Origin of the sequence: Phenylobacterium sp. LjRoot225 (genome assembly GCF_964252855.1) — a bacterium.
Taxonomy (GTDB): Bacteria; Pseudomonadota; Alphaproteobacteria; order Caulobacterales; family Caulobacteraceae; genus Phenylobacterium.
The window spans coordinates 979,549-1,001,817 of the sequence record NZ_CAXUPL020000002.1 but is presented as its reverse complement, the minus strand read 5'-3'; the positions used below and the strand labels follow the sequence as shown (position 1 = coordinate 1,001,817).

The 22,269-nt window shown below is 68.8% G+C and carries 18 protein-coding genes; 5 read left to right on the top strand and 13 right to left on the bottom strand.

Annotated features, from left to right (window positions below):
* The first annotated feature begins 99 nt into the window (after positions 1–99).
* Entirely contained in the window at positions 100–1,029 is a 930-nt protein-coding gene (gene prpB / locus ACSQ2B_RS14945; RefSeq protein WP_436050967.1) for a methylisocitrate lyase, read from the top strand.
* A gap of 15 nt (positions 1,030–1,044) precedes the next feature.
* Here prpB and ACSQ2B_RS14940 read toward each other — a convergent pair whose 3' ends face one another.
* Positions 1,045–6,519, bottom strand: coding sequence for a DUF4011 domain-containing protein (locus tag ACSQ2B_RS14940; protein WP_436050966.1), 5,475 nt, complete (start codon positions 6,517–6,519; stop codon positions 1,045–1,047).
* Positions 6,516–7,703: a M48 family metallopeptidase gene (locus ACSQ2B_RS14935; protein ID WP_436050964.1), complete on the bottom strand. Its 1,188-nt coding sequence runs from the start codon at positions 7,701–7,703 to the stop codon at positions 6,516–6,518. The genes ACSQ2B_RS14940 and ACSQ2B_RS14935 overlap by 4 nt, the downstream gene beginning before the upstream one ends.
* A 264-nt stretch (positions 7,704–7,967) precedes the next feature.
* Here ACSQ2B_RS14935 and ACSQ2B_RS14930 point away from each other — a divergent pair, with 264 nt between their 5' ends.
* Positions 7,968–8,204: a hypothetical protein gene (locus tag ACSQ2B_RS14930; protein ID WP_436050962.1), complete on the top strand. Its 237-nt coding sequence runs from the start codon at positions 7,968–7,970 to the stop codon at positions 8,202–8,204.
* 40 nt (positions 8,205–8,244) lie between these two features.
* On the opposite strand, the gene ACSQ2B_RS14925 is transcribed toward ACSQ2B_RS14930, so the two are convergent.
* The 8 genes from ACSQ2B_RS14925 to ACSQ2B_RS14890 all read right to left on the bottom strand — a co-directional run bounded on the left by ACSQ2B_RS14925 (position 8,245) and on the right by ACSQ2B_RS14890 (position 15,976).
* The gene (locus tag ACSQ2B_RS14925; RefSeq protein WP_436050960.1) at positions 8,245–9,009 is read right to left on the bottom strand and encodes a ParA family protein; all 765 of its coding nucleotides are present in this window, start codon (positions 9,007–9,009) and stop codon (positions 8,245–8,247) included.
* A gap of 360 nt (positions 9,010–9,369) precedes the next feature.
* A complete protein-coding gene (locus ACSQ2B_RS14920) occupies positions 9,370–10,155 on the bottom strand; it encodes a GntR family transcriptional regulator (protein ID WP_436050958.1) in 786 nt (261 codons plus the stop codon).
* A 53-nt stretch (positions 10,156–10,208) separates the two neighbouring features.
* On the bottom strand, positions 10,209–11,711 hold the full coding sequence (gene tcuA / locus ACSQ2B_RS14915; RefSeq protein ID WP_436050956.1) for an FAD-dependent tricarballylate dehydrogenase TcuA: 1,503 nt from the start codon (positions 11,709–11,711) through the stop codon (positions 10,209–10,211).
* A gap of 76 nt (positions 11,712–11,787) precedes the next feature.
* Positions 11,788–12,930, bottom strand: coding sequence for a 2-methylaconitate cis-trans isomerase PrpF family protein (locus tag ACSQ2B_RS14910; RefSeq protein ID WP_436050954.1), 1,143 nt, complete (start codon positions 12,928–12,930; stop codon positions 11,788–11,790).
* Between the two features lie 20 nt (positions 12,931–12,950).
* Positions 12,951–13,934: an NAD-dependent epimerase/dehydratase family protein gene (locus ACSQ2B_RS14905; RefSeq protein ID WP_436050953.1), complete on the bottom strand. Its 984-nt coding sequence runs from the start codon at positions 13,932–13,934 to the stop codon at positions 12,951–12,953.
* A 97-nt stretch (positions 13,935–14,031) separates the two neighbouring features.
* Complete coding sequence (locus ACSQ2B_RS14900; protein ID WP_436050951.1) at positions 14,032–14,298, bottom strand: metal-sensing transcriptional repressor; 267 nt, start codon at positions 14,296–14,298, stop codon at positions 14,032–14,034.
* 12 nt (positions 14,299–14,310) lie between these two features.
* A complete protein-coding gene (locus tag ACSQ2B_RS14895) occupies positions 14,311–15,441 on the bottom strand; it encodes a nickel/cobalt efflux transporter (protein ID WP_436050950.1) in 1,131 nt (376 codons plus the stop codon).
* Between the two features lie 52 nt (positions 15,442–15,493).
* A complete protein-coding gene (locus ACSQ2B_RS14890; RefSeq protein ID WP_436050949.1) occupies positions 15,494–15,976 on the bottom strand; it encodes an Lrp/AsnC family transcriptional regulator in 483 nt (160 codons plus the stop codon).
* Between the two features lie 107 nt (positions 15,977–16,083).
* Between ACSQ2B_RS14890 and ACSQ2B_RS14885 the strand changes: the two genes are divergently transcribed.
* From ACSQ2B_RS14885 to ACSQ2B_RS14875, 3 genes are all read left to right on the top strand, one after another.
* On the top strand, positions 16,084–16,341 hold the full coding sequence (locus ACSQ2B_RS14885) for a DUF6356 family protein (protein ID WP_436050947.1): 258 nt from the start codon (positions 16,084–16,086) through the stop codon (positions 16,339–16,341).
* On the top strand, positions 16,328–17,362 hold the full coding sequence (locus tag ACSQ2B_RS14880; RefSeq protein ID WP_436050945.1) for a YeiH family protein: 1,035 nt from the start codon (positions 16,328–16,330) through the stop codon (positions 17,360–17,362). The genes ACSQ2B_RS14885 and ACSQ2B_RS14880 overlap by 14 nt, the downstream gene beginning before the upstream one ends.
* 100 nt (positions 17,363–17,462) lie before the next feature.
* On the top strand, positions 17,463–18,260 hold the full coding sequence (locus ACSQ2B_RS14875; RefSeq protein WP_436050943.1) for a UTRA domain-containing protein: 798 nt from the start codon (positions 17,463–17,465) through the stop codon (positions 18,258–18,260).
* A gap of 3 nt (positions 18,261–18,263) precedes the next feature.
* Here the strand turns inward: ACSQ2B_RS14875 and ACSQ2B_RS14870 are convergent, their stop codons facing one another.
* The 3 genes from ACSQ2B_RS14870 to ACSQ2B_RS14860 are packed head-to-tail and all read right to left on the bottom strand — an operon-like array spanning position 18,264 to position 22,263.
* The gene (locus ACSQ2B_RS14870; RefSeq protein WP_436050942.1) at positions 18,264–18,608 is read right to left on the bottom strand and encodes a DUF3088 family protein; all 345 of its coding nucleotides are present in this window, start codon (positions 18,606–18,608) and stop codon (positions 18,264–18,266) included.
* A 3-nt stretch (positions 18,609–18,611) separates the two neighbouring features.
* Positions 18,612–20,090 (bottom strand): PepSY domain-containing protein, encoded by a 1,479-nt coding sequence (locus tag ACSQ2B_RS14865; protein ID WP_436050940.1) that lies wholly within the window; start codon positions 20,088–20,090, stop codon positions 18,612–18,614.
* Positions 20,091–20,100: 10 nt separating this feature from the next.
* On the bottom strand, positions 20,101–22,263 hold the full coding sequence (locus tag ACSQ2B_RS14860) for a TonB-dependent receptor (RefSeq protein WP_436050938.1): 2,163 nt from the start codon (positions 22,261–22,263) through the stop codon (positions 20,101–20,103).
* Positions 22,264–22,269 lie beyond the last annotated feature (6 nt).

Here is a 22,269-nt window from a genome sequence, read left to right as displayed (position 1 = left end):
CGCTGCGCGAAACCGGGATGACAGTCGTAGGGGAAGCGCTCACCTGACCCGCCAACGGGCATCGCCTTACTTGCCCGGCCCAGACCTCTCGGAGCTGCGATGACCTACCTGGTCGCCGAAAACCTCGCTGTCGAGCCGGCGGGCCTGCGCCTGCGCGGCCTGCTCGAACGCCCCGGCATCCTGCAGATGCCCGGCGCCTACAACGGCCTGTCGGGGCTGCAGGCCAAGGCCGCGGGCTTCGAGGCGCTCTATCTGTCGGGCGCGGCGATGTCGGCCTCCATGGGCCTGCCGGACCTCGGCGTGGTGACGATCGACGACGTCTGCTTCTTCCTGCGCCAGATCGCCCGGGTGACGCAGCTGCCCATCCTGGTGGACGGCGACACCGGTTTCGGCGAGGCCCTGAACGTCATGCACATGGTCCGCGCCTTCGAGGAGGCGGGCGGCGCGGCGGTGCAGATCGAGGACCAGCTGCTGCCCAAGAAGTGCGGCCATCTCAACGACAAGAAGCTCGCGGCCCCGCAGGACATGGCCGCCAAGATCGCCGCCGCCGCCAAGGCGCGCCGGCATCTGCAGATCGTCGCCCGCACCGACGCGGTCGAGCGCGAGGGGCTGGACGGCGCGATCGCCCGGGCCAAGCTCTACGTCGAGGCCGGCGCCGACGCCATCTTCCCCGAGGCCCTGACCGACGCCGAGGCCTTCGAGAAGTTCCGCGCCGAGGTGAAGGTCCCGCTGCTGGCCAATATGACGGAGTTCGGCCGCACGCCCTTCATGACCGCCTCGGAGTTCGAGGCCCTCGGCTACAAGATGGTGATCTGGCCGGTCAGCGCGCTGCGGATCGCCGCCAAGGCCCAGGAGGGACTCTACGCCCATATCCGCGACGACGGCGGCGCCCATCGGCTGGTTGATCGCATGCAGACCCGCGCGGAGCTCTACGCGACCATCGGCTACCACGACTACGAGGCGCTGGACTCCTCGATCGTCCAGTCGGTCGTGCCGACGGGAAACCCGCAGGCGGCGGCGGAGGGGTAGACGGGCGCCTGGCCGCTACGACGGCTCCACCTCCACGTAGCCCTTGCGCAGCTTTTCCGCGATCAGCTTGTCCATCTCGCGCCGGGCGCGCTCGGCGGTGTCATAGGACTTCACCATCGCCTGGCCCTTGGTTCCGATGCGGCCGTAGGTGACCGTGACGTCCTGGTCCTGCAGCCCGATGCGCCAGAACTTGTTGGAGCCGCCCTGCTGGAAGCGGAACTCGCGCATGCCGGCCGGCAGCGCCGCAAGGGGGAGGGGCTGGGCCGCCATGTCGGGCCCGTCGAGGCGGGGGCCGGCGGCCTCGACCGGGGCGTCCAGGCCGGTGAGCAGGGGATCGTCCTCCTCATCCTCCTCGGCGTCAGCGCCCTTGGCGAGACAGGCCTCGATCCGCTCGACCACGCCCAAGGGGTCGCGCAGCCAGTCGGCGGAAAGCACGTCGACGACCCGCCAGCCGAAGCTGCGCAGCACGGTCGGCCGGAAGACGTAGCGTTCGCGCACCCGCGTCTCCTCGGCGTCGGGCGCGGGGTCGAGCAGGACGCCGAGCGTGTAGCTCTCCCCGTCGGCCCCGGCGATCGCCAGGTCGCAGCGAAACTGCGAGCGGCCGACGTGCTCGCGCACGACATGGCCGCGCGCCCGCAAGGCCTCGGCCAGCGACGCCCGCAGGGGATCGTTCGGCGGCGGCGCGGCGAAGGCCTGCCGCGCGCCCGGATTGAGCGCCCCCAGCACCGCCTGCGACCGCTCGCCCTCGCCCCGGGCGCTGGCTTCTGCGAACTGCAGGAAGGCCTTCAGGGCCGCCGCGCCGTCGTTGTGGGTGTTGGTGATGGCGTCGGCGCGGATCGTCGAGACGACCGCCATGCGATGCTTGGCGCGGCTGAAGATGACGTTCAGCCGCTTCTCGCCGCCGCGCTGGTTGATCGGCCCGAAGTTCATCAGCATCCGGCCGTCCGGTCCGGGCGCGTAGCAGATGCTGAGCAGGATGATGTCCCGCTCGTCGCCCTGGACGTTCTCGAGGTTCTTCACGAACAGGCCGTTGAACTGGTCCTCGTCCTCGCGGACGTATTCCTTTTCCAACCGCGTCGCGAAGGCCGCATCCTTGGCGGCCAGGGCGTCGAGAGCGCTCTCGATCTCGTCCTGCTGGGCTTCGGAGAAGGCGACCACGCCGAGGCTCATGCCGGTGTCGCGCAGCAGGAGCTCGCGCACCATGCCGGCGATGTGGCGCGCTTCCGGCAGGTTGCGGCGGGCGACGTAGACCCCGTCTTCCACCGGGTGGAAAGTGAGCGGCCGCTCCAAAAGCTCGTCCACCGCCTGGTGCGCGGCGTCCTCGGCGTCCGAGCGCAGGGCCGGGATCTCGCCGGCCTGGCCCTCGATCCGCAGGTCCGGGATGGTGATCAACCGGCCCTCGTAGAAGGCGGCGTTGGAGAAGCTGATCAGCGACTCATGCCGGCTGCGATAGTGCCAGGCCAGCAGCGTCGCCGGCAGATTGCGGGCGGCCTGGTTCAGCAGGCTGTCGGCGTCGAGGGTGATGGCGATGCGCTCGCCGTCCTCTTCGGCCATGACCGTGCTGTCCTCCTCGTCGACCGAGCTGGAGAAGAAGCTGGTCGGCGGCAGCTGCATCTCGTCGCCCACGACGACGACCTGTCGCGCGCGGCTGAGCGCGGGCACGGCCTCCTCGGTCGGGATCTGGCTGGCCTCGTCGAAAATCACCACGTCGAACAGGTCGCCCTGCAGCGGCAGGGTGTCGGACACCGACAGCGGGCTCATCAGCCAGATGGGCTTCAGGTCGTTGACCACCGCGCCCGTGTCGCCGCCGGCGATCTCGCGGATCGCCCGGTAGCGCATGGTCTTGCCGAACTCACGTTCCAGGTCGCGCCGGCCGGCGCCGTAGCGCTTGCGGAACTCGCGGCCGGCGTCGTCCAGCTGGGCGACCGACAGGGTGGAGCGGCGGACATTGTCGAGGAATTTGCGGTGCTGGGCGGCGCTGACCATGGCGGCGTTGCGCTCCAGTCCGGTCTTCTCCGCCTGGCCGACGCGGCGGGCGGCCTGGCCCAGGGCCTGACTGTCGAACTTCGCCAGTTCCGGGTCCTTGCGCATCAGCCGCGCGAGCGACTCGGCCGCTGCCAGCGCCTCCAGGCCGGCGGGCGGCAGGGCGATATCCTGCAGCATGCGGGCATAGGCCGGATCCGCCTCATGCGCCGCGCGCAGCAGCGGGATCAGGTCGGGCAGATCGTCCATGGCCTCGCGCATGTCGCGCAGCCATTCCTGCAGCTGGTCCAGCGTGCAGCCGGCCGGCATGTGGAGGTCGCGGCCGACGGTCTCCGCCAGTCGCGCGATCGCATCGGCCGCCGCGCCGTCGGCGCGGGCGGTGTCCGGCGTGCGGCGCACAGCCTCGACCATTCGGCGCAGCAGGGCGCTGGTGCGCAGGTCCGCGGTCAGGCTGTCGACCGTCTCGACGAAGGCGGCGAAGTCGGGGACCGCGTAGCGGGTCCGCAGCGTCTGCTCGGCGACGGCGCGGGCGGTCTCCGCCTCGTACTCGGTGGCCAGATCCGTCAGGAGCGTCGTCAGTCGAGGCTTCACCGCGTGTTTGGCGAAGTCGTAGCGGCGGTGCAGCTCCTTGCCGAGCCGCCACCAGGACGGCTTCAGCAGGCGCATGAACGAGGTTTCGTCCCGCCGCGCGATCTCCAAGGCCGCGGCGGCGTCCTGTGGCGACAGCTTGTCGAGCCAATGGACGGTGGCCTTGGCGGCCTGGGCGTGTCGCTCGCTCAGCTGCGCCAGGTCGGCGCGGGCGGCCTGCAGGTCGCGGGCGGTCTGGGCGCCGGGCTCCAGCAGATCCAGCCGGTCCGCCAGATCGAAAGCTGCGATGCGCGCCGCCGCGCGGGTCAGGGCGACGGCCTCGGCCAGCGTCAGGTCTGGCGACAGCAGCTGGTCCTGGTTCTCGAACGCAGCGTCCAACTCGTCCAGCGCGGCGTCACAGGCGTCGAGCCGGGCCTGCACCTCGGCATAGGCCTGAGGCTGGGTCAGCAACGAGCCGGACAGGGCGGCGAAGGGATGGCTCGCCAGATTGTCGAGGCCGAAGCGATCGCGCAGCGTGCGGATCAGCCGGCCGGTCAGGTCGCGATGCGTCACCCAGACGGCGTAGTCGGGCAGGCGTTCGCGCTGGGCTGGGCCGACGTCGGGATCGGCCGCCGGCAGCTCGATCGTCCGCCGGATCAGCGCCCGCACCGAGCAGGCGAGGCTCTCGGGCGCCGAAACCATCGCCGCCTCGAACCGCTCCAGCCGCGCCAGCTGTTCGTCGGCCAGGGTCACTGCGGCGGTGCGGGCGGCGGCGAGCCTTTCCAGGTTGTCGCCTTGCGCGACCCACTGCTCGTAGCCCTGGCGCAGGTTCTGCACAAAGGCCTTCTTGTCGGTTTGGGAGTCGTGGATCAGGCAGCAGAGGTCCTCCAGCCCGCTCTGCTTGAGGCGGTGGAAGACGACGTCGAGCGCGGCGCGCTTCTCGCAGACGAACAGCACGCGCTTCCCGCGCCCGGCGTAGTCGGCGATCAGGTTGGTGATGGTCTGCGACTCTCCGGTGCCCGGCGGGCCCTGGATGATGAAGCTCCGGCCGCTGCGCGCGACGCCGACGGCGGCGTTCTGGGTGGCGTCGGCGGGGACGACGTTCCACTGCTCGCCCAGCGGGATCGGCGGCGGCGGCGCGACCTCGACCTCGCGGGGCTCGATCGAGAAGATGCGGTCGAACGCCGGATTGGGCGACGGCTCGTCGATGAGCTGGGTGTAGTCACGCACGAGCGACATCTTCTTGTAGTTGAAGTTCGCCAGCGTCACCTGGGTCAGGTCGAGGTCCCAGGCGAACTTGTGCCCCTCGTCTTCGGGCAGGGAGAAGGTGAGGTTCTCCGCCTCGAGGCTCGAGGGCGCCATGTGCACCGGCGTCGCCGGCGCCCGCCCGCCCACGGCGCCCCGTAGGGGCAGGGCGCTGGGCTTCACCTGTTGCTCGAAGATCGCCAGGCCCAGCGGACGGTAGTCGTCCCGGTCGTAGCTGAAGTCCGGCCGCCCCACGGTCGCGCGGCGCAGGTCGCGGCCGCGGCGACGCTGGAACTGCTGGAGCCGCTGGACGGCCTTCTGGTGGATCAGCTTGATCGAGGGCCTGGTGTGCAGCCGCAGATCCACGCCGGGCTCCGAGGCCTGGATCTGGGCGAGCAGGTCGGCATGGATCTGCTGGATCGAAACCTGCCCAAGGTCGATGGTCTCGGGGAGGCGGATGTCGTGCAGCTGCCTCAGGTGGTGGCGCAGCGCCGGGTTGAACTCCGCCTCGTCGTCGGTCGCCTGCAGCACGTACTGGTCGGTGACGCCCTTCTTCTTGACGAGCTCGACCGGCAGCCAGAGCAGCGGCGAGGTGATCCGCTCCTCGGGCGCTTCCTTCAGATTGTTCCAGCGCAGGAAGGCGATGACCAGCCGCAGGTGGCTGAAGCCATATTCGGCCCGGTCGCGTCGGGTCTCCTGGATCAGCCGATCGAGCGAGCCTGGCAGGTAGGTCTGGTCCTCGAAGCGCAGCCAGCGGCGCAGGTTGACCGCCTTGCCGGCCGCGACCTCGGCGGCGAACTCGCCGCCCCAGGTGCAGATGTGGTCGGGCTCGATGCTCTCCAGCCGCAACACCAGGGGCACGCTGGCGACGGTCAGGTTCACGCTCGACTGGGTCGGGCGGAAGTAGAGCAGGCGGTTGCGGCGCGACAGGTCGAACAGTCGGTCTCGCAGGTGCGACAGCACCGCCGTCCGCCGGGGCGCGGCGCCGTCGGTCGTCGCCAGCACGCGCTCGACATTCAGTCCTTGCGGCTGGTCACGCCAGGTCTCCAGTCGCCGCATGAGCACGGCGAGGTCGGTGGCCCGGTCGTGGCGGTTCAGCGCGGTCATCTCGACGATGACGTTGGCCAGAACCGGGTTCAGGCGGGGGACGATGGCGAACAGGTTCTGGTGATGCGTGGCGAAGCGGTCGAGATCGTCGGCGTCGTTGAAATCCAGCCCGCACGCCAGGCAGGCGAGGATCTGGCCCAGGCTGAAGATGTCGGTGATCTCGTCATGGTGGCCGAGCCGCAGCTCCCAGGCGTCGAAGCCCGGCAGATAGACCGGCTTGGTGATCGGCCGGTCGGGATCGCGCTCGGCGCGCAGGGTCTCCACCGCCACGCCGATCTCGGAGTCGCGCGTGAGCCGAACCTCGTCGATGATGTTCAGGGCCGAGCTCGGCGGCGGCTGCACCGCCTTCACCGCGTCCAGCCGGTAGCGTGGCGGCAGGCCGTCGGGACGCCGAAGCCGCAGCACGCCATTGGCGGCCTGAACGATGTCGCCGGCGCCCAGGTCGGCGACGCGGCCGCGCGCGTGCAGGTCGCTCACCGTCCGCAGCAGCGGCAGGACGGCGAACAGCACGTCGTCCATGGAGAGGGCCACGCCATGGACGTCGGCCAGGGCCTCGGCGAGGCCGATCTCGGCGGCATCCTGCGTCATGCGGCCGCCTTCAGCTTGCGCGCCAGGGCGTCGACGTCACGCCTGGGCAGGCCGCTCTCCCGCTTGAGGGCGTCGAGAAAGGCCTCCGACCGGCCGAGCGTTCGGGCGGTTCGCGCCGCCTCCAGCAGCGCATGGTCGCGCAGATCGGGATCGGCCAGCGCGAGGTCGAGCATGACGAAACCCAGGTAGTCGCGCACGCTGTCGTCGGCGGCGTCGGGCGCGATCGCCTCCAGCTCCGCCATCGGTTCGCCGCCGGTCCAGTTGGGGAAGTAGCGCTTGACCAGCGAGACCACCAGGTCGCTGCGCATCGGCTCCTGCTCGACGAAACGGGCGACGAAGCGTCGGGTCAGGGCCTCCAACTGCTCCTGGTCGATCAGGTCCAGCTTGGCCATCGACAGCGGCCCCTGCAGGCGTTTGCGGAGCCAGTCGTCGAGGCGTTCGTCGCCCCGCGCCCATTTGTCGACGGCCTGGGCGCGCAGGTAGGTCTCCGGATGGGAGTAGGCCTGGGAAAGGCGTGCATCCCCGGCCTCCAGCTCCTCGGCCTGTGCGAGGTAGGCGGCGGGGTCGACGTTGATGATGCCGGTCTGGATTTTGACCAGGGTGGAAATGGACGGGCCAGGCGCGCCGGTCACGAAGGCTGCGCCGCGGTCGGCATAGACCTCCGTATAGAGGCCATACAGCCGGGCGGTGTTCATGTGGCTGGCGGCGGCGTTCGGGTCGGCCAGGGTGTGGTCAAGGATCCGCGAGGCGGTGTGGTAGTCGCCGCCGTCCATCGACCACAGGCGATAGTGCGAGAGCTCATGGCCGAGAAGGGCCGCGAACTCCTCCCCATTCAATCGCTCCAGCACGGGGCCGTAGAGCACCACATGCACCTCGCCCGGCAGGTAGACGAGGGCGGCGTTCATCGCTTCGGCGCCCGCCTGGTACAGCGTCACCGGCGCCTCGATCTCCAGCCGGGACATGACGGCCGCGCAGGCTTCGTAGGCCGCTGGGTGCCCGTCGGGCGTCAGGCGATAGGTCTCCCGCAGCAGGCTGGCGCGCGTGTCCTGCAGGTGTTGTTCCTGGACGGCGAAGGAGGAGCCCCAGCCCCAGACGTCCGGCTCGGCGCGCTTCAGATATTCGACCAGTCGAAGATGATAGGGGAGCGGCCGGAGCGCGTCCGCCAGACCCAGACCGATGCTCATCCTCGCCCCGCCGTGCGTGAACCTGTGCGACGCTGCAACCTAGCCTGCTGGCCGACGTCGGCAAGGTCGCCGGCGTGGTGTCGTCGGGGCGGCGAGCGAAGAGCATCACAACTTCTGCGTCGTCTCGCCACAAAGGTGACGCTTTCGGGTCAGATGCGTGGGGGGGGCGGGCCAACTGGCCCCTAGGATGAGATGTTCAGGGGTCACGCCCTCAGTTCCGTGCATACCGGTGAGGCGCCTTCCCCCAGCTCATGAGGACGTAAGATGGCCGCGACCCAACCGCATCGGGCGAAGGCTAAGGAAAGCCCTTGGAGCGTCAAGCGCACCCAGGACGCCGCCGCCCTGGTCGAGCGGTTTGGCCCGGACGCCGTGGAATGGCTCGATCTCTTTCTGGCGGACTATGTCTTCGCCGGCGAACCGCTCGACCAGGTGATGACGGAAGCTCGTCGGTTGGGTGAGCTGCCCGCTCGGCCCGTGCGCAGCTGGTTTAACGACGATTGACGCTGGCCGAGGCGCCGCCTCGAGCGGGCCGCGCACCAGACTATCTGGCTGCGCGATCCGCGATTTGGCGTTCGCTTTCGATGGCGATCAGGCGTTGTTCGACCTCAGTCCAGACCTCTGCGAACGCCCTCGTGGCGGGGTGTCGAGGAGCGAAGGCGGCGAGTGGCGCCCGTTCCGCGGACATGCGCTCCACCACGCTCGCATAGGGGATGACGCGCCAGTCGGGATGCGTCGAGACCATCTCCCGATGCAGCTTGCGCCGCATGTCGACCATCGACAGCAACGGAAGAACCGGCGGCCCGTTGCGGTGCTTGTCACGGATGTGAGCGACCGCCTCCTCGAAAACGCGCATGCCGAGCGCCGACGGGGTCACGGGGATGACGACCAGATCGACCGCGCGGAAGATCTGCTCGCTGATCTCGGTGACCCCGGGCGGGCAGTCCAGGATGATGCGCTCGAATTTCCGTTCCAGGGTGCGGATGAGTTTGCGGACGCGCTTGCGGGCATCCTCTTCGACGAGCTGAACATCCAGCCGCCTCAGAGAGGTGTCGGCGGCGAGCATGCTGAGTTGCAGGTAGGGAGTCGTCCTGGCGAGCTCGACCGGATCGGCGTCCTTCGAGAAGATCTTGTGCGCTTCTTCACGCTGGCGATGCGCGCCCAGCAGATAGCCGGCGGCCCCCTGAGCGTCGATGTCCCATAGGAGCGTTCGCCGTGTGGAGGTCGTCGCGGACAGATAGGCCAGATTTACGGCGCAGGTCGATTTACCGACCCCGCCCTTCGGGCTGTAGACTGCAACCGAGGACATCTTATTCGCCTGCTTGAGCGCGTTGCGCCGTCATGCCTTGGATTCTGGCGACCTTCTGTCGGCGGCCACGAAGTGGCGGGGTTCCTGTTCGATCTGCTTCAGCAGCGCCTTCTGGGACTTCGCGTCCACGTCCAGAAAGGCTTTCAGGCTGCGCTTGTAGTGCTTCTGGCCAGGCTTCCACTTTCGGAGATCCGCAAGCCTCTCGGCCTTCTCCGTCAGCAGGCGCTCATACTCGACGCTCGGGGGTGTGTGACCGATGGCTCGCTCCTCCTCGCTAGAGGGGCATGATACGAGCCCGGAAGCGCGTTAGCGACACCGGCTTGCCAAATAGCTGCAAAGATCGGCGGTCGCCCCTACGGCTTAGCGCCGTCGCGCCGCGGCCGGGGCGTCCAGCGAGCGGACGCGGGGGCTGGCCGGGCCCGGCTTGGAGGCTGCGTTCGGCTTCGGCGACGTCGGGGCCGAGGCGACCGCAGCTTCCGCCGCCAGCTGCTCCTCCACATAGAGCCGCGCATTGCGCAGGTGCTCGCGCATCTTCTGCTCGGCGGCGGCCGGATCGCGCCTGGCGATGGCGGCGACGATCTCGTCGTGTTCCTGCAGGGCCTTCTTGGCCCGTCCGGGCTTGGTGCTGGACTTGTACCGGTAGATCCGCAGCAGGTGGTAGAGATCGCCCATCAGCATCTCGCGAAGCCGCTCGTTGCGGCTGCCGGTGACGATCCGGAAGTGGAAGTCGAAGTCCTTCGATTCCTGGTAGTAGCCCTTGCCCTCCTGCACGCTCTTCTGCTGTCCATGTTTCTCCAGCAGGCCCTGCAGGGCGGCGATCTCGGCGTCGGTCATGTTCTTGGCCGCAAGCGCGCAGGCCATGCCTTCCAGCGCCTCGCGGACCTGGAGGAGCTCGTGCAGGTCCTTCAGCGAGAGGGCCGCCACGCGCACGCCGATATTGGGCGTGCGCTGCAGGAGCTTGCGGCCTTCCAGCCGGCGGATGGCTTCGCGCAAGGGGCCGCGGCTGACGCCCAGGGATGCGGCCAGGGCCTGTTCGCTGAGCCGGCTGCCGGGCTCGAGCGCTCCGCTGATGATGGCCGCCTCGATCCTCTCCGTGACCGCGTCGACGAGGGACTGCGCCTGCACCTTGTTGTCCAAACCGCTCATGGCGCGCAGATCTTCCCCTTCGCCGCGCGGGAGTCGCGGCGCATCCCCGGCTGCTATGTAGAATGACGTCCCGCGCTCTGGCCAGCCAAGCGGCCGAACACCGCACCGTTCATCAGCCCGGTGCCGCCGGGATAGTTCTGGTAGAACAGGCCGCCGACCAGCTCGCCGGCGGCGAACAGGCCCGGGATCGGCTTGTCGACTAGGTCCAGCACATTGCCCTGGTTGTTGATCTTCAACCCGCCGAACGTGAAGGTGATGCCGCAGGTGACGACGAAGCCGGAGTAGGGCGGGGTGTCGATCGGCAGCGCCCAGTTGGACTTGGGGGGCTTGATGCCCTTGGTCGAGACGCCGTCGAGGATCGACGGATTGTACTCGCCCGGCTGGCAGGCGGCGTTGAACTCGGCGATCGTCTTCTTCAGCCCCTCGACGTCGATCTCCAGCGCCTCGGCCAGTTCTTCGAGGGTGTTGGCTTCCGCCTTGGTCACCTGCTTGATGCGGTATTCGTCGCGGACGTTGCCGATGGTCTTGGCGTCGAAGATCTGCACGGCGGCGCGCTGCGGCTGCTTCATCACCTCGCGCCCATACTTGGCGTAGGTGTAGTTGCGCATGTCGGCGCCCTCGTCGAGGAAGCGCTCGCCGTTCAGGTTCACGACGACGCCGATCGGGTAGGAGTGCTTCTGGTAGTTGTCGAGGACGACGCGGTCGCCGAACGGCGGGGCGCTGATGTCCCACTGCACCGCGTGGCAGGTCGACCAGCCGCCGAAGGGCTGGGCGCCGATGGCCAGCGCCGCGTTGATGCCATCGCCAGTGTTGTAGCGGGTGCCGCGCACCCGGCAGAGCTCCCAGCCGGGGCCGAGATAGCGCACGCGCATTTCCGGATTGGCCTGGAAGCCGCCGCAGGCCAGCACCACCGACTTGGCGGCGAGGTCGACGAAGCCGTCCGGGCCCTTGGCGCGCACGCCGACCACATGACCCTTCTGGTTCTGGATCAGGCCGGTGAGCGCGGTCTCGTAGCGGATCTCGATCTTCGCCCGCTCGGCCGCCTGCATCAGCTGGTCGACCAGGCCCCAGCCCCCGCCGATCGCCTCGATGTTCACCCCGCCGTAGAAGTGGTGCTTGCCCTCGATCTTGAAGGATTGCCGGCCGAACATCGGGATGAAGCGGATCTTGTGCTTGCGCATCCAGCGCATGGTGTCGCGCGACTGGCCGGCGAGGATTTCGGCGAGCTCCTCGTCGGCGAGGTTCTCGGTCACGCGCATGATGTCGTCGATATACTTCTGCTTCGAGTGCGGCGGCAGATTGCCGATCTGGTCGACCTCGCCCTGCGTCAGGTCGTCGAGAATGTCGGTCCGAAGGTCGTCGAGGCCGTCGTGCACGAAGCGGAAGCCGCCGGCGGTGAACAGGGAGTTGCCGCCCCGTTCGTCATAGGGGGCCTTCTCGAGCATCAGCACCTTCGCGCCCTGCTCGCTGGCGGAGAGCGCAGCGCAGGTCGCCGCATTGCCCGCGCCCACCACGATCACGTCCCAAGTCTCGGTGTCGGCCCCAGTCTCGGTCATGTCGTGCTCCTTATATTCGCTGTCGCGAGCCGTACAAGCGGCCCCGTAAACTGTCAACAGTTGACGATGTTCCGCATCAGTCGGCGCGGTAGAGGACGGCGCCTTCGAACAGTCGGCGCGCAGTGCGATAGACCGCGCCGTGCAGCGCCCGCAGGTCGTCGCCTTCGCCAGTGACCGCGGCGTCGACCAGGGTCGTGCCGGACGGGTGGCCGATGCGGGTCGGGCCGTCGGCGGCGCGGCGCAGGCGCTGGGGGATCGAGCCCGGGATGCGCGCGGCGATGGCCAGACAGATGGCGCCGGTGATCGGCGTCGCCTTGTGCGGCTGCCGCATGGAGAGCATCCGCACGCAGATGTCGGCGTCGTTCGGCGAAAGTGTGCGCCCGGACAGCGTCGGCGCCGTCTGCGGCGCGCTGACCATCGCCACCATCGGCACGCTCGCCGTCCGTGCGGCGGCCTCCAGGTCGGCGGTGATCCCCATCCGCACGGACGCCGCCCGTCGGATCGCCTCCATTCGCTCCAGAAAGGTCGCGTCGCCCTCCAGCTCGTCCGGCAGCTCGACGCCGGTCTTGCCGAGGTCTTCGGCCGCCACGAAGACGCAAGGGTTGGCCGCGTCGACCAGGGTGGCGGCGATCCGGCCGAGGCCTGGGACGTCGAGCTCGTCGCAGGCCTGGCCGGTGGGCAGCAGCCGGCCGGTCTTGGCGCCGCCCGGATCGAGGAACTCCAGCCGGATCGGCGCGGCCTGGCCGGCGACGCCGTCGATCTCCAGGTCGCCATCCGCCGCCAGGGCGCCCTCCAGGACGGGAAAACGCGCGACGATGATCTTGCCGGTGTTGGTGTTGTGGATGCGCACCACGGCGTCGCCGGTCTCCGGCGCCGGGACAATGCGCTCCTCGACGGCGAACGGCCCGATGGCGGAGGACATGTTCCCGCAGTTGCCGCTGTAGTCGACGTGGGCCTCGCGCACCGAGACCTGGGCGAAGGTGTAGTCGACGTCGGCGTCCGGCCGGCTGGGCGGCCCCACCACACAGACCTTGGACAGGGAGGAGACGCCGCCGCCCATGCCGTCGAGCTGGCGGCCGTTGGGATCCGGCGAGCCCATGAGCTGCAGGAAGATGGCGTCCCAGGCGCTGCGGTCGGCCGGCAGGTCCTCAGCCCGGAACATCACCGCCTTCGAGGTGCCGCCGCGCATGAAGACGGCGGGCAGGCGCAGGTTGCGCATCTCAGGGTTCCTCGCGCCGCTCAGTCCGGCTGGCTCTTGCGCCACTCGATCAGCCGCCGAAGCCCGGCCTCGATTCCGACCTCCGGGCGCCAGCCCAGCATGCGCTCGATCTTCGCGCGGCTGAGGTCGAGCACCGTTCCGCTGGTCGACTTCACCGCCCCGCCGGCGCTCGCATGTTCCGGCTCAAGCTTGCTGCCGGTGATGTCGAGCAGGATCTCGACGATGCGCTTCACGGTGGTCTGCTCGCCGGTGACGACGTTGAACACCTCGCCGGAGACGTCCGAGGCCATGGCCATCACATTGGCGCGGGCGACGTCGGCGACGTGGATGTAGTCGTGCACCTCGCTGCCGTCGCCGGGCAGGGTGGGCCGCTCGCCGCGCACGATGCGGTCATAGTTCTCGATGATGTAGAGGGCGTTGACGCCGCGGTAGTGCTGGCGTTCGCCGTAGACGGTGGAATAGCGCAGGGCGACGGCGTGAACTCCGTGCTTGGCCGCATAGAGCTTGCAGAGCGCCTCGCCGATCAGCTTGGTGCAGGAATAGAGCACCGCGCCCGGCTGGAAGGGCGCGAGGTTCGAAGGCGAATCCTCGTCGATAAGGCCCGGGCCCGGCTCGCCGTAGGCGGCGATCGAGGAGGAGAAGACCACCTTCCCCACGCCCTGGTAGCGGCAGGCCTCGAACACGTTGACCTGGCCCTCGACGTTGACGGCCAGCCCCAGCGGCGGGTTCTGCGTCAGCGGCAGGGTGAGGAAGCCGGCGATGGCGAAAACCCCGTCGGCGCCCTGGAAGGCGTCATAGAGCTCGTTGATCCGCAGGATGTCGCCGCGCACCAGCTTCACCCGCTCGTCGCCCAGCAGGTGGCGCGCGGCCTCGGGCGTTCCCAGCGCGAAATTGTCCAGCAAGACCACCTCGCGCGCGCCCTGGGCGAGCAACTCCTCGGCCACGTGCGAGCCGATCAGGCTCGCGCCGCCCGTGATGACGAACCGTCCGCCGGCGATGTTCATGAGGCGCCTCTTGCAGCTGCCGGACGACTGTGTCGGCGCGGCCGACAACTGTCAACAGTTGACGATGCCTCGCGTGGGCGGCCGCAGGCCCCGCCGCTCAGAGGTACTTCGCCAGGTCCGTCAGGCGTCCAAGCTTCTCGCGCGCTTCGCGGGACAAGGGTCCGACCACGTCCTCGAGGTGATGCTCGATATGGTCGGTGACCAGCAGGGTCTTGGCCTTGTCGAGCGCATTGATCACGGCCAGCAGCTGTTGCGCCGTCTCCAGTCCGTCGCGCTCGTCCTCGATCATCTTGATGATGGTCGCCAGGTGGCCTTTGGCGCGCTTCAGCCGGTTCAGCAGGTCCGGGTTGGTGGCGTGGCTCATGAGCGAAACCTATCAGGCTGGTGAAAGATGCAGCCACCCGCTCACGCCGAGATAGAGGCCGATGAGCAGGATCACGCCGCCGGAGACATAGGGCGCACGTCGCACCAGGTCGCCGAAGCCGCTGAAGCGCTTGGAGACATGTTTGACGCTGAGGGCGGCGAGGACGCCGGAGGCGACCATGGTCAGCGCCAGGCCGACGCTGAACGCCAGCACCAGGGCCGCGCCCAGGGTGAAGGCCTTCAGCTGCAGGCAGAGCAGCAGGACGGTGATAGCGCCGGGGCAGGGGATCAGGCCGCCCGTCAGACCGAAGATCGCGATCTGGGCCGTGGTCACCTGCCGATCGGAGAACCGGCGGCGGATGTCGTTGGCGTGCGCGAGCTCATGGGCGTCCTGGTAGCCGCCGGCGAAGGCGAGGCCCGCGAGCTCCGGCGGCTCGTGGCCAGCTTCCGCAAACACGACGTCGAAGGCGTGGACGTGGTCGCCATGGCCCGTCGACAGCCGCGCGATGAAGTCGTGCGGCTCCGGGATCTCTTCGACCGACTCCAGCCCGCCTTCGATGGCGCGGAAGGTGAAGCCCTGACGGGCGCCGTCGGGGCGCTCCGTTTCAAGCGCTATCGCGTCCGCGGGCCAGCCGTGGCCCCGCTCGGCGCTGACGCGGAACCGCGGCGGCGCGCCGGTCTCGTGGATCTCCAGGCGCAGCACGCCGTGACCGGTGTCGATCCGGCGGACCTCGTCCTCGTGGTCATGATGGTGGTGGTCATGGCCATGGGGGTGGTGATGGCCCGTTGCGGCGAGCTGCTGCTCGCGGCGGGTGCGCCAGAGCATCCAGGCGCCCATCAGGATGATCATCGCCCCGGAGGCCAGCTGCAGGTAGGGCTCGATCGTCTCCGGCGCGAGATCCCGCCACAGGTAGAGGCCCCCCAGGGCGATGACCCAGACGATCAGGGTGTGCGACAGGGTCGCGCAGAGCCCGAGCAGCACCGCCTGTTTCACCGTCCCGCGGACGGCGATGATGAAGGCCGCCATCATCGTCTTCGAGTGACCCGGCTCGAGGCCGTGCAGCGCGCCCAGAAGCACCGCGCTGGGAATGAACAGCCAGGCGTGGGCGACGCCCTGCTGGATGAGGTCGGTGAAGGTCGGCATGACGCGACCTCCTATCCCCCAGGAGGGGATAAGTCCACTGTGACGCCTGAGATCACCGCGCGGTCGTAACGTCCAGCTGGGTCACCTGCTTCATCCGTTCCATCGAGAAACTGGCGCTGACGTCGACCAGGCCGGGGACGCGCGCGATGAGACGTTTGTAGACGTCGTCGTAGTGCTCGATGTCGCGCACGATGCACTTGAGCAGGTAGTCGATGTTGCCGCTCAGCCGGTGACATTCGACGATCTCCGGAAGCTCCAGGATCGCGCGCGAGAACCGTTCGAGCCATCCGGCTTCGTGCTGGTTCGTGCGGACAAAGACGAAGGCGGTTCCATGAAGGCCCAGGGCCGCGGGGTTGAGGATGGCGACGCGGCGATCGATGACGCCCGCCGCCTCCAGGGCCTTGATGCGACGCCAGCATGGCGTGGCCGACAGGCCGACGCTGTCGCCGATCTGCTGGACCGTCAGGGTCGCGTCCTGCTGGAGCAAACCAAGGATCCGTTCATCGATAGGATCTAATTTCACAGTTCTCTTCATGCGTAGGATGAAACTACAGATCCGACGAAAACGGTAGTAGACTTTGGGAGCACATTTCAGCGCGGGGCAGGCACTCTCGGGGGACCGGAATCTTGGAGCCCGCGCCAATGCCGCTGTTGAGACGCGCCTTCCTCGACCATCCCGCCTCGGTGAACGAAACCTACCTCGAACACCTCGCAGCGGCCTCGGTCTTCGGCCTGCGAATGGTGGCCGGCGGGCTGGCCTGCCTGGTCCACGCGCTGCTGCCGTGTTGTTTCGAGCGGACGGGAAGCGATCAGGTCCGCCGGCTTCACGAGCGCATGGTGTCGAACCGCCAGCGCCATCTCCCACGTCAGGCGGAGCAGCCGGCCAGTGGCGGTCGCTAGCGACCTCGTCCGGCCGGGCGCCAGACTTGGCGGCGGCTGGCTCGGCGGCCTGCTGCTGTGCGGCGCCCTGGCGCTCGCCGCGACCCTGGCGGCGCCGCGCCTCCACCTGCCGGCGATGCTGCTGGTGCTTCTCCTCGGCGCCGGGGTGCGTGGCGCAGCCCCTGGGCTGGCCGACCGCTGCGCGCCCGGAATAGGCTTCTGCGCCCGGGTGCTCCTGCGATGGGGCGTGGCCTTGCTCGGTCTGCGGATCGTCGCCGGCGACCTGGCGGCCTTGGGCTGGCGTACGATCGCGCTGGTCTTCGTGTCGCTCCTGGCGACCCTCGTCGGCGGATATGCGATCGCGCGGCGTGCGGGGGCGTTGTCGGACACGGCTGCGGTCTGCGCCACCTCGGTCGCCGTTTGCGGCGCCTCGGCGGCGGTCGCCGCAGCGGCCATGGCGCCGCGGCGCGAGGGGATCGAGCGAGACACGGCGGTGGTGATCCTGGTGGTGTCGCTCCTCAGCACGGCCGTCATGGTGCTCTATCCGCCGCTGTGCCACCTGCTGGGCTACGACGCCCGCAGGACGAGCCTGGTGCTGGGCGCTGCGATCCATGACGTGGCCCAGGTGGTCGGCGCGGGCTTCGCCGTGTCGCCCGATGTCGGCCTCGCGGCGGTGACGATCAAACTGGTGCGGGTGGCCTGCCTCATGCCGGTGTGCCTCGTCTGGGGATCGGCCCTGGCCCACCGCCGCCCGAGCGCGGGCGTCCGAGCGCGCGAGCGCCTCCCCGCGCCGCCAATGTTCCTGATGGGATTCTTCGTGCTGGCCGCGGCGGCGTCGCTCGGCTGGACCCCCGCAGGCTCCGCGCAACTTGGCGCCGACGTGGCCGCCTGGTGCCTCGCCGCAGCCGTCGCAGCGATCGGGCTGAAGACCTCGGCGAGCGAGGTCAGGAATGCGCCGAAGGCGCTGATCTGGACGCTGGTCGCAACGACCCTTCTGCAACTGACCGTCGTGATCGCGCTGACGACTCTGCTTTTCCCATAGGCGCCGCCGTCGGATTAGCCCGGTGCGGGCCCGACTTCGCGCGCGGCGGTTTCAACTCCAGCCTGAACGCACTACCTTCCAGGCGTGCAGGAGCCGTGATTTGTACGCCGCTCGTCCCAACGATCGCCTCGACGTCGCCGAGGCAGAGCCGCCGACCGAGCGTTCGCAGCTTGCCGCGCTGAAGCTGGATGGCAGCGGCCCGGTCTGGCTGCAGATCCGGCGGGCGCTCGCCCAGCCGATCCTCGACGGGCAGTGGGCCCCCGGGACGCGCATTCCCGGCGAAATCGTCCTCAAGGACCACTTCCACACCTCGCGGATGACGGTCAGCAAGGCCATCCAAAGCCTGGCCGCGGACGGACTGGTGCAGCGCCGCCGAAAGGTCGGGACGGTCGTCTCCGAGCGTGCGCAAGACCGGCCGGTTCTGGAGATCTGGAACACCGCCGACGTGATCGAAAGATCAGGGGCGGAATACGCCTATCGATTGCTGAAGTGCGAGTTCGTCAAGGAGGACCCGGACAAGCGGCGCCTGCTGCACGTTCGCCAGTCGACCCAGCTGCTGTCGATCCGCTGCCTTCACCTGTCGAACGGCGCGCCCTTCCAGCTGGAGGAGCGGTTGGTCAACGTCGACGCCGCGCCCGGCATCACCTGTCAGCCGCTCGAGACCGAGCCGCCGGGGCCGTGGCTGTTGGCGCACGTTCCCTGGACGGAAGCCGAGCACACGATCGCCGCCTGCGAGGCTGGGCCCGCCGAAGCCGAAGCGCTCGGCGTGCCCGTTGGCGCCGCCTGTCTGGTGGTGGAGCGCAAGACCTGGAACGGCGACATTCCCGTCACCGTCGCCCGTCTCTGGCACTCCGGGGCGCAGCACCGGCTCGTCGGGCGGTTCGAGCCGGCGCGCTGAGGCTCAGCCGGCGAGCGGCTGATCGTACTGCGTTGAGAGATACCGGCGGATCATGGCCTGATCGGCGATGTAGCGGCGGCCGTTGGCCTCTTCGACCGCAATGGTCGGGTCGGCGATCGTCGTCTCGTCGGCGAGGATGATCACGGGAACCGACTGCAGGCCTTCCCCCAGCGTCTCGACCAGCGGCGTTCGCGGGCGCGGGAACGCCAGATAGTGCACGTCGACCTGGGCGCGCAGATCCGGACAGAAGCTCAGCAGGCCTTCGACGGAAACCGAGTCGCCGCAGTAGAGCGGCCCCAGGCCGGCGTTGAAGAAGCCGGGCTTCAGCAGGAACAGCTGGTCTTTCATGGGTCAGGACACTCTTGGCCGGGGCGTCGGCTTGGCGACGGGGGTGAAGGCGCGAAGCCGGCGAACGCCGACCAACACGCCGGTGATCGAGAAGACGAAGCCCAGGGTCAGCGGGATCAACAGCAGGGTCGTGCGCAGCGCCGGCCGGTCCGACAAGCCTGGGAAATTGTAGGTGTGGAGCATGTAGTAGACCCAGGCGTAGGCCTCGCGGCTGCGGTCCATCACCACCAGCAGTTGGCCGCTGACTGGATCGACGAACAGGCGAAGCGCCTGGGCGCCGGCCAGCTGGACCTGCATGGCGCCGTCGGGGACGCCCTCGGCCTTGGCGTAGGGACTGTCGCCGCGCACCGCCGCGGCCGATACGATGTGTTCGCCCGGCCAGGCCGCGCGGACCGCGCTCAGCACCAGGCCGTCGGGAACCCCCGCGCCGAGCCGCCGCATTTGCGGACAAAGTGTGAGCGCCCGCGGGCCCGACGGGCTGCGCGCGGCTGCAATGCTGCAGCCGTTCAGCTGGCCGAAGTCGATCGCCGTCGCGCCGGCGCCGAGGCTGCGCAGGTCCGCGGCCGTGAGAGCGGGCGGCGTCTGCGTCCCGCCGCCGCCGCGATAGGCCTGGGCGGCCTCGGCGGTCGGTGCGCCGTCGGAGAACAGCCGGCCATGATCCATGGACAGCCATCCGCTGGAGATCCAGCACAGCACGAAGCCGCCGGCCGCCAATCCGATCACGTGATGCCAGCGCAGCAGGCCGCGATAGGGCGAGACGCCGGGACGTTTGCTGCGCATCTTCCGCGAGGTGCGGGTCACGCCGAGCCAGACGCCGGCGACGGCCGTCGCAACTCCGGTCAGCGCCAGCGACCAGACCGTCCAGTCCCAGGCGGCGAAGCTTCGGCGAAGCGGCGTGAAATAGATCCAGTGGACGACGGAGCCGACCCAGTTGGCGGTCCGTTGCAGCCGAGTGGTCTTCTGCCGGACTTCGCCGGTCGCGGCGGAGACGTAGATCTCGGTCGCGGCCGGGTCCGCCAATCGCACGCGGTAGAAGGGCCGCCAGGGGTTGAGCGCCTGGTGCACGACCCATTGGTCATAGTCGATCGGCGCTGAGACGCGCGCGGCGGGCGCCCCGCCAAAGCGGGCGGCGACAGCTTCGGCCTGCCGGGCGGTCAGCGCGGGCAGGGGCCGGCCGTCGGCGGCGGCGATCGCCGCCATGTGCGCGTCCTGCCGCCCGACGTAAGCCGGCGCGCCGGCCCGACCGACGAGCCGCAGATCGGCAGGCCGGCCCAGCCGGGCCGCCGCCTCGCCGGGGGCGAGGGCCACCGCTGTGAGGTCGACCGGCTCGCTGCGGGCGGCCGCCTCCGACGCGGACACGGCGGGGAAGGCCACGAAGACCATCATCGCGCCTGTGGCGAACCAGGTCGCGAACATCAGGCACAGAACGACCCCGACCCAGCGATGGAAGCTGGCGAGGCCTTTCAGGACTGCTGCGTACACGCTGGCGACCTCAGAACTTCGCGGAGACGTCGACTTGCCAGTATCGGGGGCGGCCAAGGATCACTTCCGTCGGATAGAAGATGTCGGCGGCCTGGGCGAAGACCTTGTCGGTGAGGTTCTCGACCCGCAGCGACACGGCGACGTTCGGGCTTACCCGGTAGGTCACATAGGCGTTGAGCGTAGTGTACGCCTCGAGCATCAGGCTGTTGGCGTCGTCGCCCGCCCGCTTGCCGACATGGCGTACGCCGCCGCCGACATCAACCGGCAGGCCGAGCACGTCGGTGTAGCTTGCCCAGACATTGGCCAGCCATTTCGGCGAGTTCGGGATCCGGTTGCCCGAGGCGTCCACCAGGGTCCCCGAGCCGTCGACGAAGCTGAAGTTACGATAGGTGGCGTCGGTATAGGCGAGGTTGGCGTCGATGATCAGGTGGTCGGTCGCCTTGACGTCGCCGGAGAACTCGAAGCCGCGTGACCGTTGGCTGCCGACCGGCACCACCTCCTCCTGGGAGATCGCCTGCAGGACGTCGTTGCGGCGGATGTCGTAGGCGGCGAGCGTCATCGAGGCGCGGTTGCCGGGCGTGTTGGCCTTCACGCCGACTTCGTACTGGCGCGACTTCCCCAGCGCGAAATTCTGCCCCGCATTGACGATGAAGATGTTCGATCCGACAGGGTCCTGGCCCGTCGTGTAGGAGGCGTAGGGCGTGATGTAGGGATTGATGTCGTAGACCAGGCCCAGCCGATAGGTCACCGGCTGGAAGGTGCGCGAGAAGCTCGATCCGGCGTTGAAGCTGCCGTCCGCGTTGAAGTTCTTGCGGTCGAGATCGAGGTGGTCATAGCGGCCGCCGACGACGAGCTTCAGCTTGTCAGTGATGCTGAGGATGTCCTCGAAGAAGAGGGCGAGGTCGTCCCACTTGGTCGGGCTCACGCGCGGAACGACCGGGCCGAACAGGCCGGGGTTCGGATTGAACGGATCGACGCTGTCGCCGTCGGGGAAGCCGCGGCTGCGGACGAAATCGAGGTGGCTATAGTCGAAGCCCACCACCAGCTGGTTCTTCATGCCGAAGACCGGATAGGTCAGGCTGACGCTGCCCTGGTCGCCCCACAGTTTTTGTTTGTGGAAGACGAAGAAGCGGTCGCGGTCGATGAGCTGGGTGGTCGGGTTGAAGGCGTAAGCCTCCGAATTCAACCACTTCCGGTCGGCGTGATAGTAGTAAAGATAGTTCTCGAAGCTGATGTTTTCGTTCGGACGCCACTTCACGAGAAGCTGGGGCCAGTATTGGGTCGCCTTGATGAAGGCGTCGGAGACGTTGTAGTTGACGAACCGCATCCGCTTGTCGATCGTGTAGCCGGCCTTCGACACAACCCCGTTCAGGGGATTGGTGGCGAAATCCGTGGTCACGAGCGGCGTGCCCCAGTAGCTCGATGGGTGGTCCGACAGGACGTCGAGCGAGAACTGTACGTCCAGCCGATCGGTGGGCTTCCAGACCAGCGAGACGGTGGCGTTGGTGGAATCGCCGTCTGTGTCGTGCACATAGCCGTTCGTGCCGGTCCGGCTGACGTCGATGCGGACGGCCAGTTCGTCGCGCAGCTTGGTCGTGCCGCCGACGCCCAGGGCGTAGGTCCCGTAGCTGCCCGTCGCCGCATAAGCGTTCATGGAGGTCGCGCCAAAGCTGGGCGCCTTGTTGACGACATTGATGGCCCCGCCGATCGCGCCCTGGCCGTAGAGCACCGAGGAGGGGCCCTTCAGGATCTCGACGCTCTCGACGTTGAAGCTGTTCTGCGGCCGGATCACCATGTCGGAGGGGCCGACGTAGATCCCGTTGTGCAGGATGGTGATCTGGGTCCCGGAGAAGCCGCGAATGTGGAAGTTTCCGAGATCGCCCGGCGCGCCGCCGGAGGTCACCCCGGGCATGCTGTTGGCGGCTTCCTCGACGTTGAGAAAGCCCCGCGTGGTCATGGTCGCGCTGTTGATCACGTCCAGCGTCGCCGGCGTCTCCCGGGCCGAAAGATTGAGCCGGCTGCCCGTCGGGGTGAACTGCTCCAGCGAGCGCACCTGCTCGCCGGTGACGATCAGTTCGGAGACCGCCGGGTCGTCGGACGCCGACTGCGCCTGAGCGGCGGACGCCAGCGCGACAGACAACGCCAGGATCGATACGCTGGTGACCGTTCGCATTGTCGA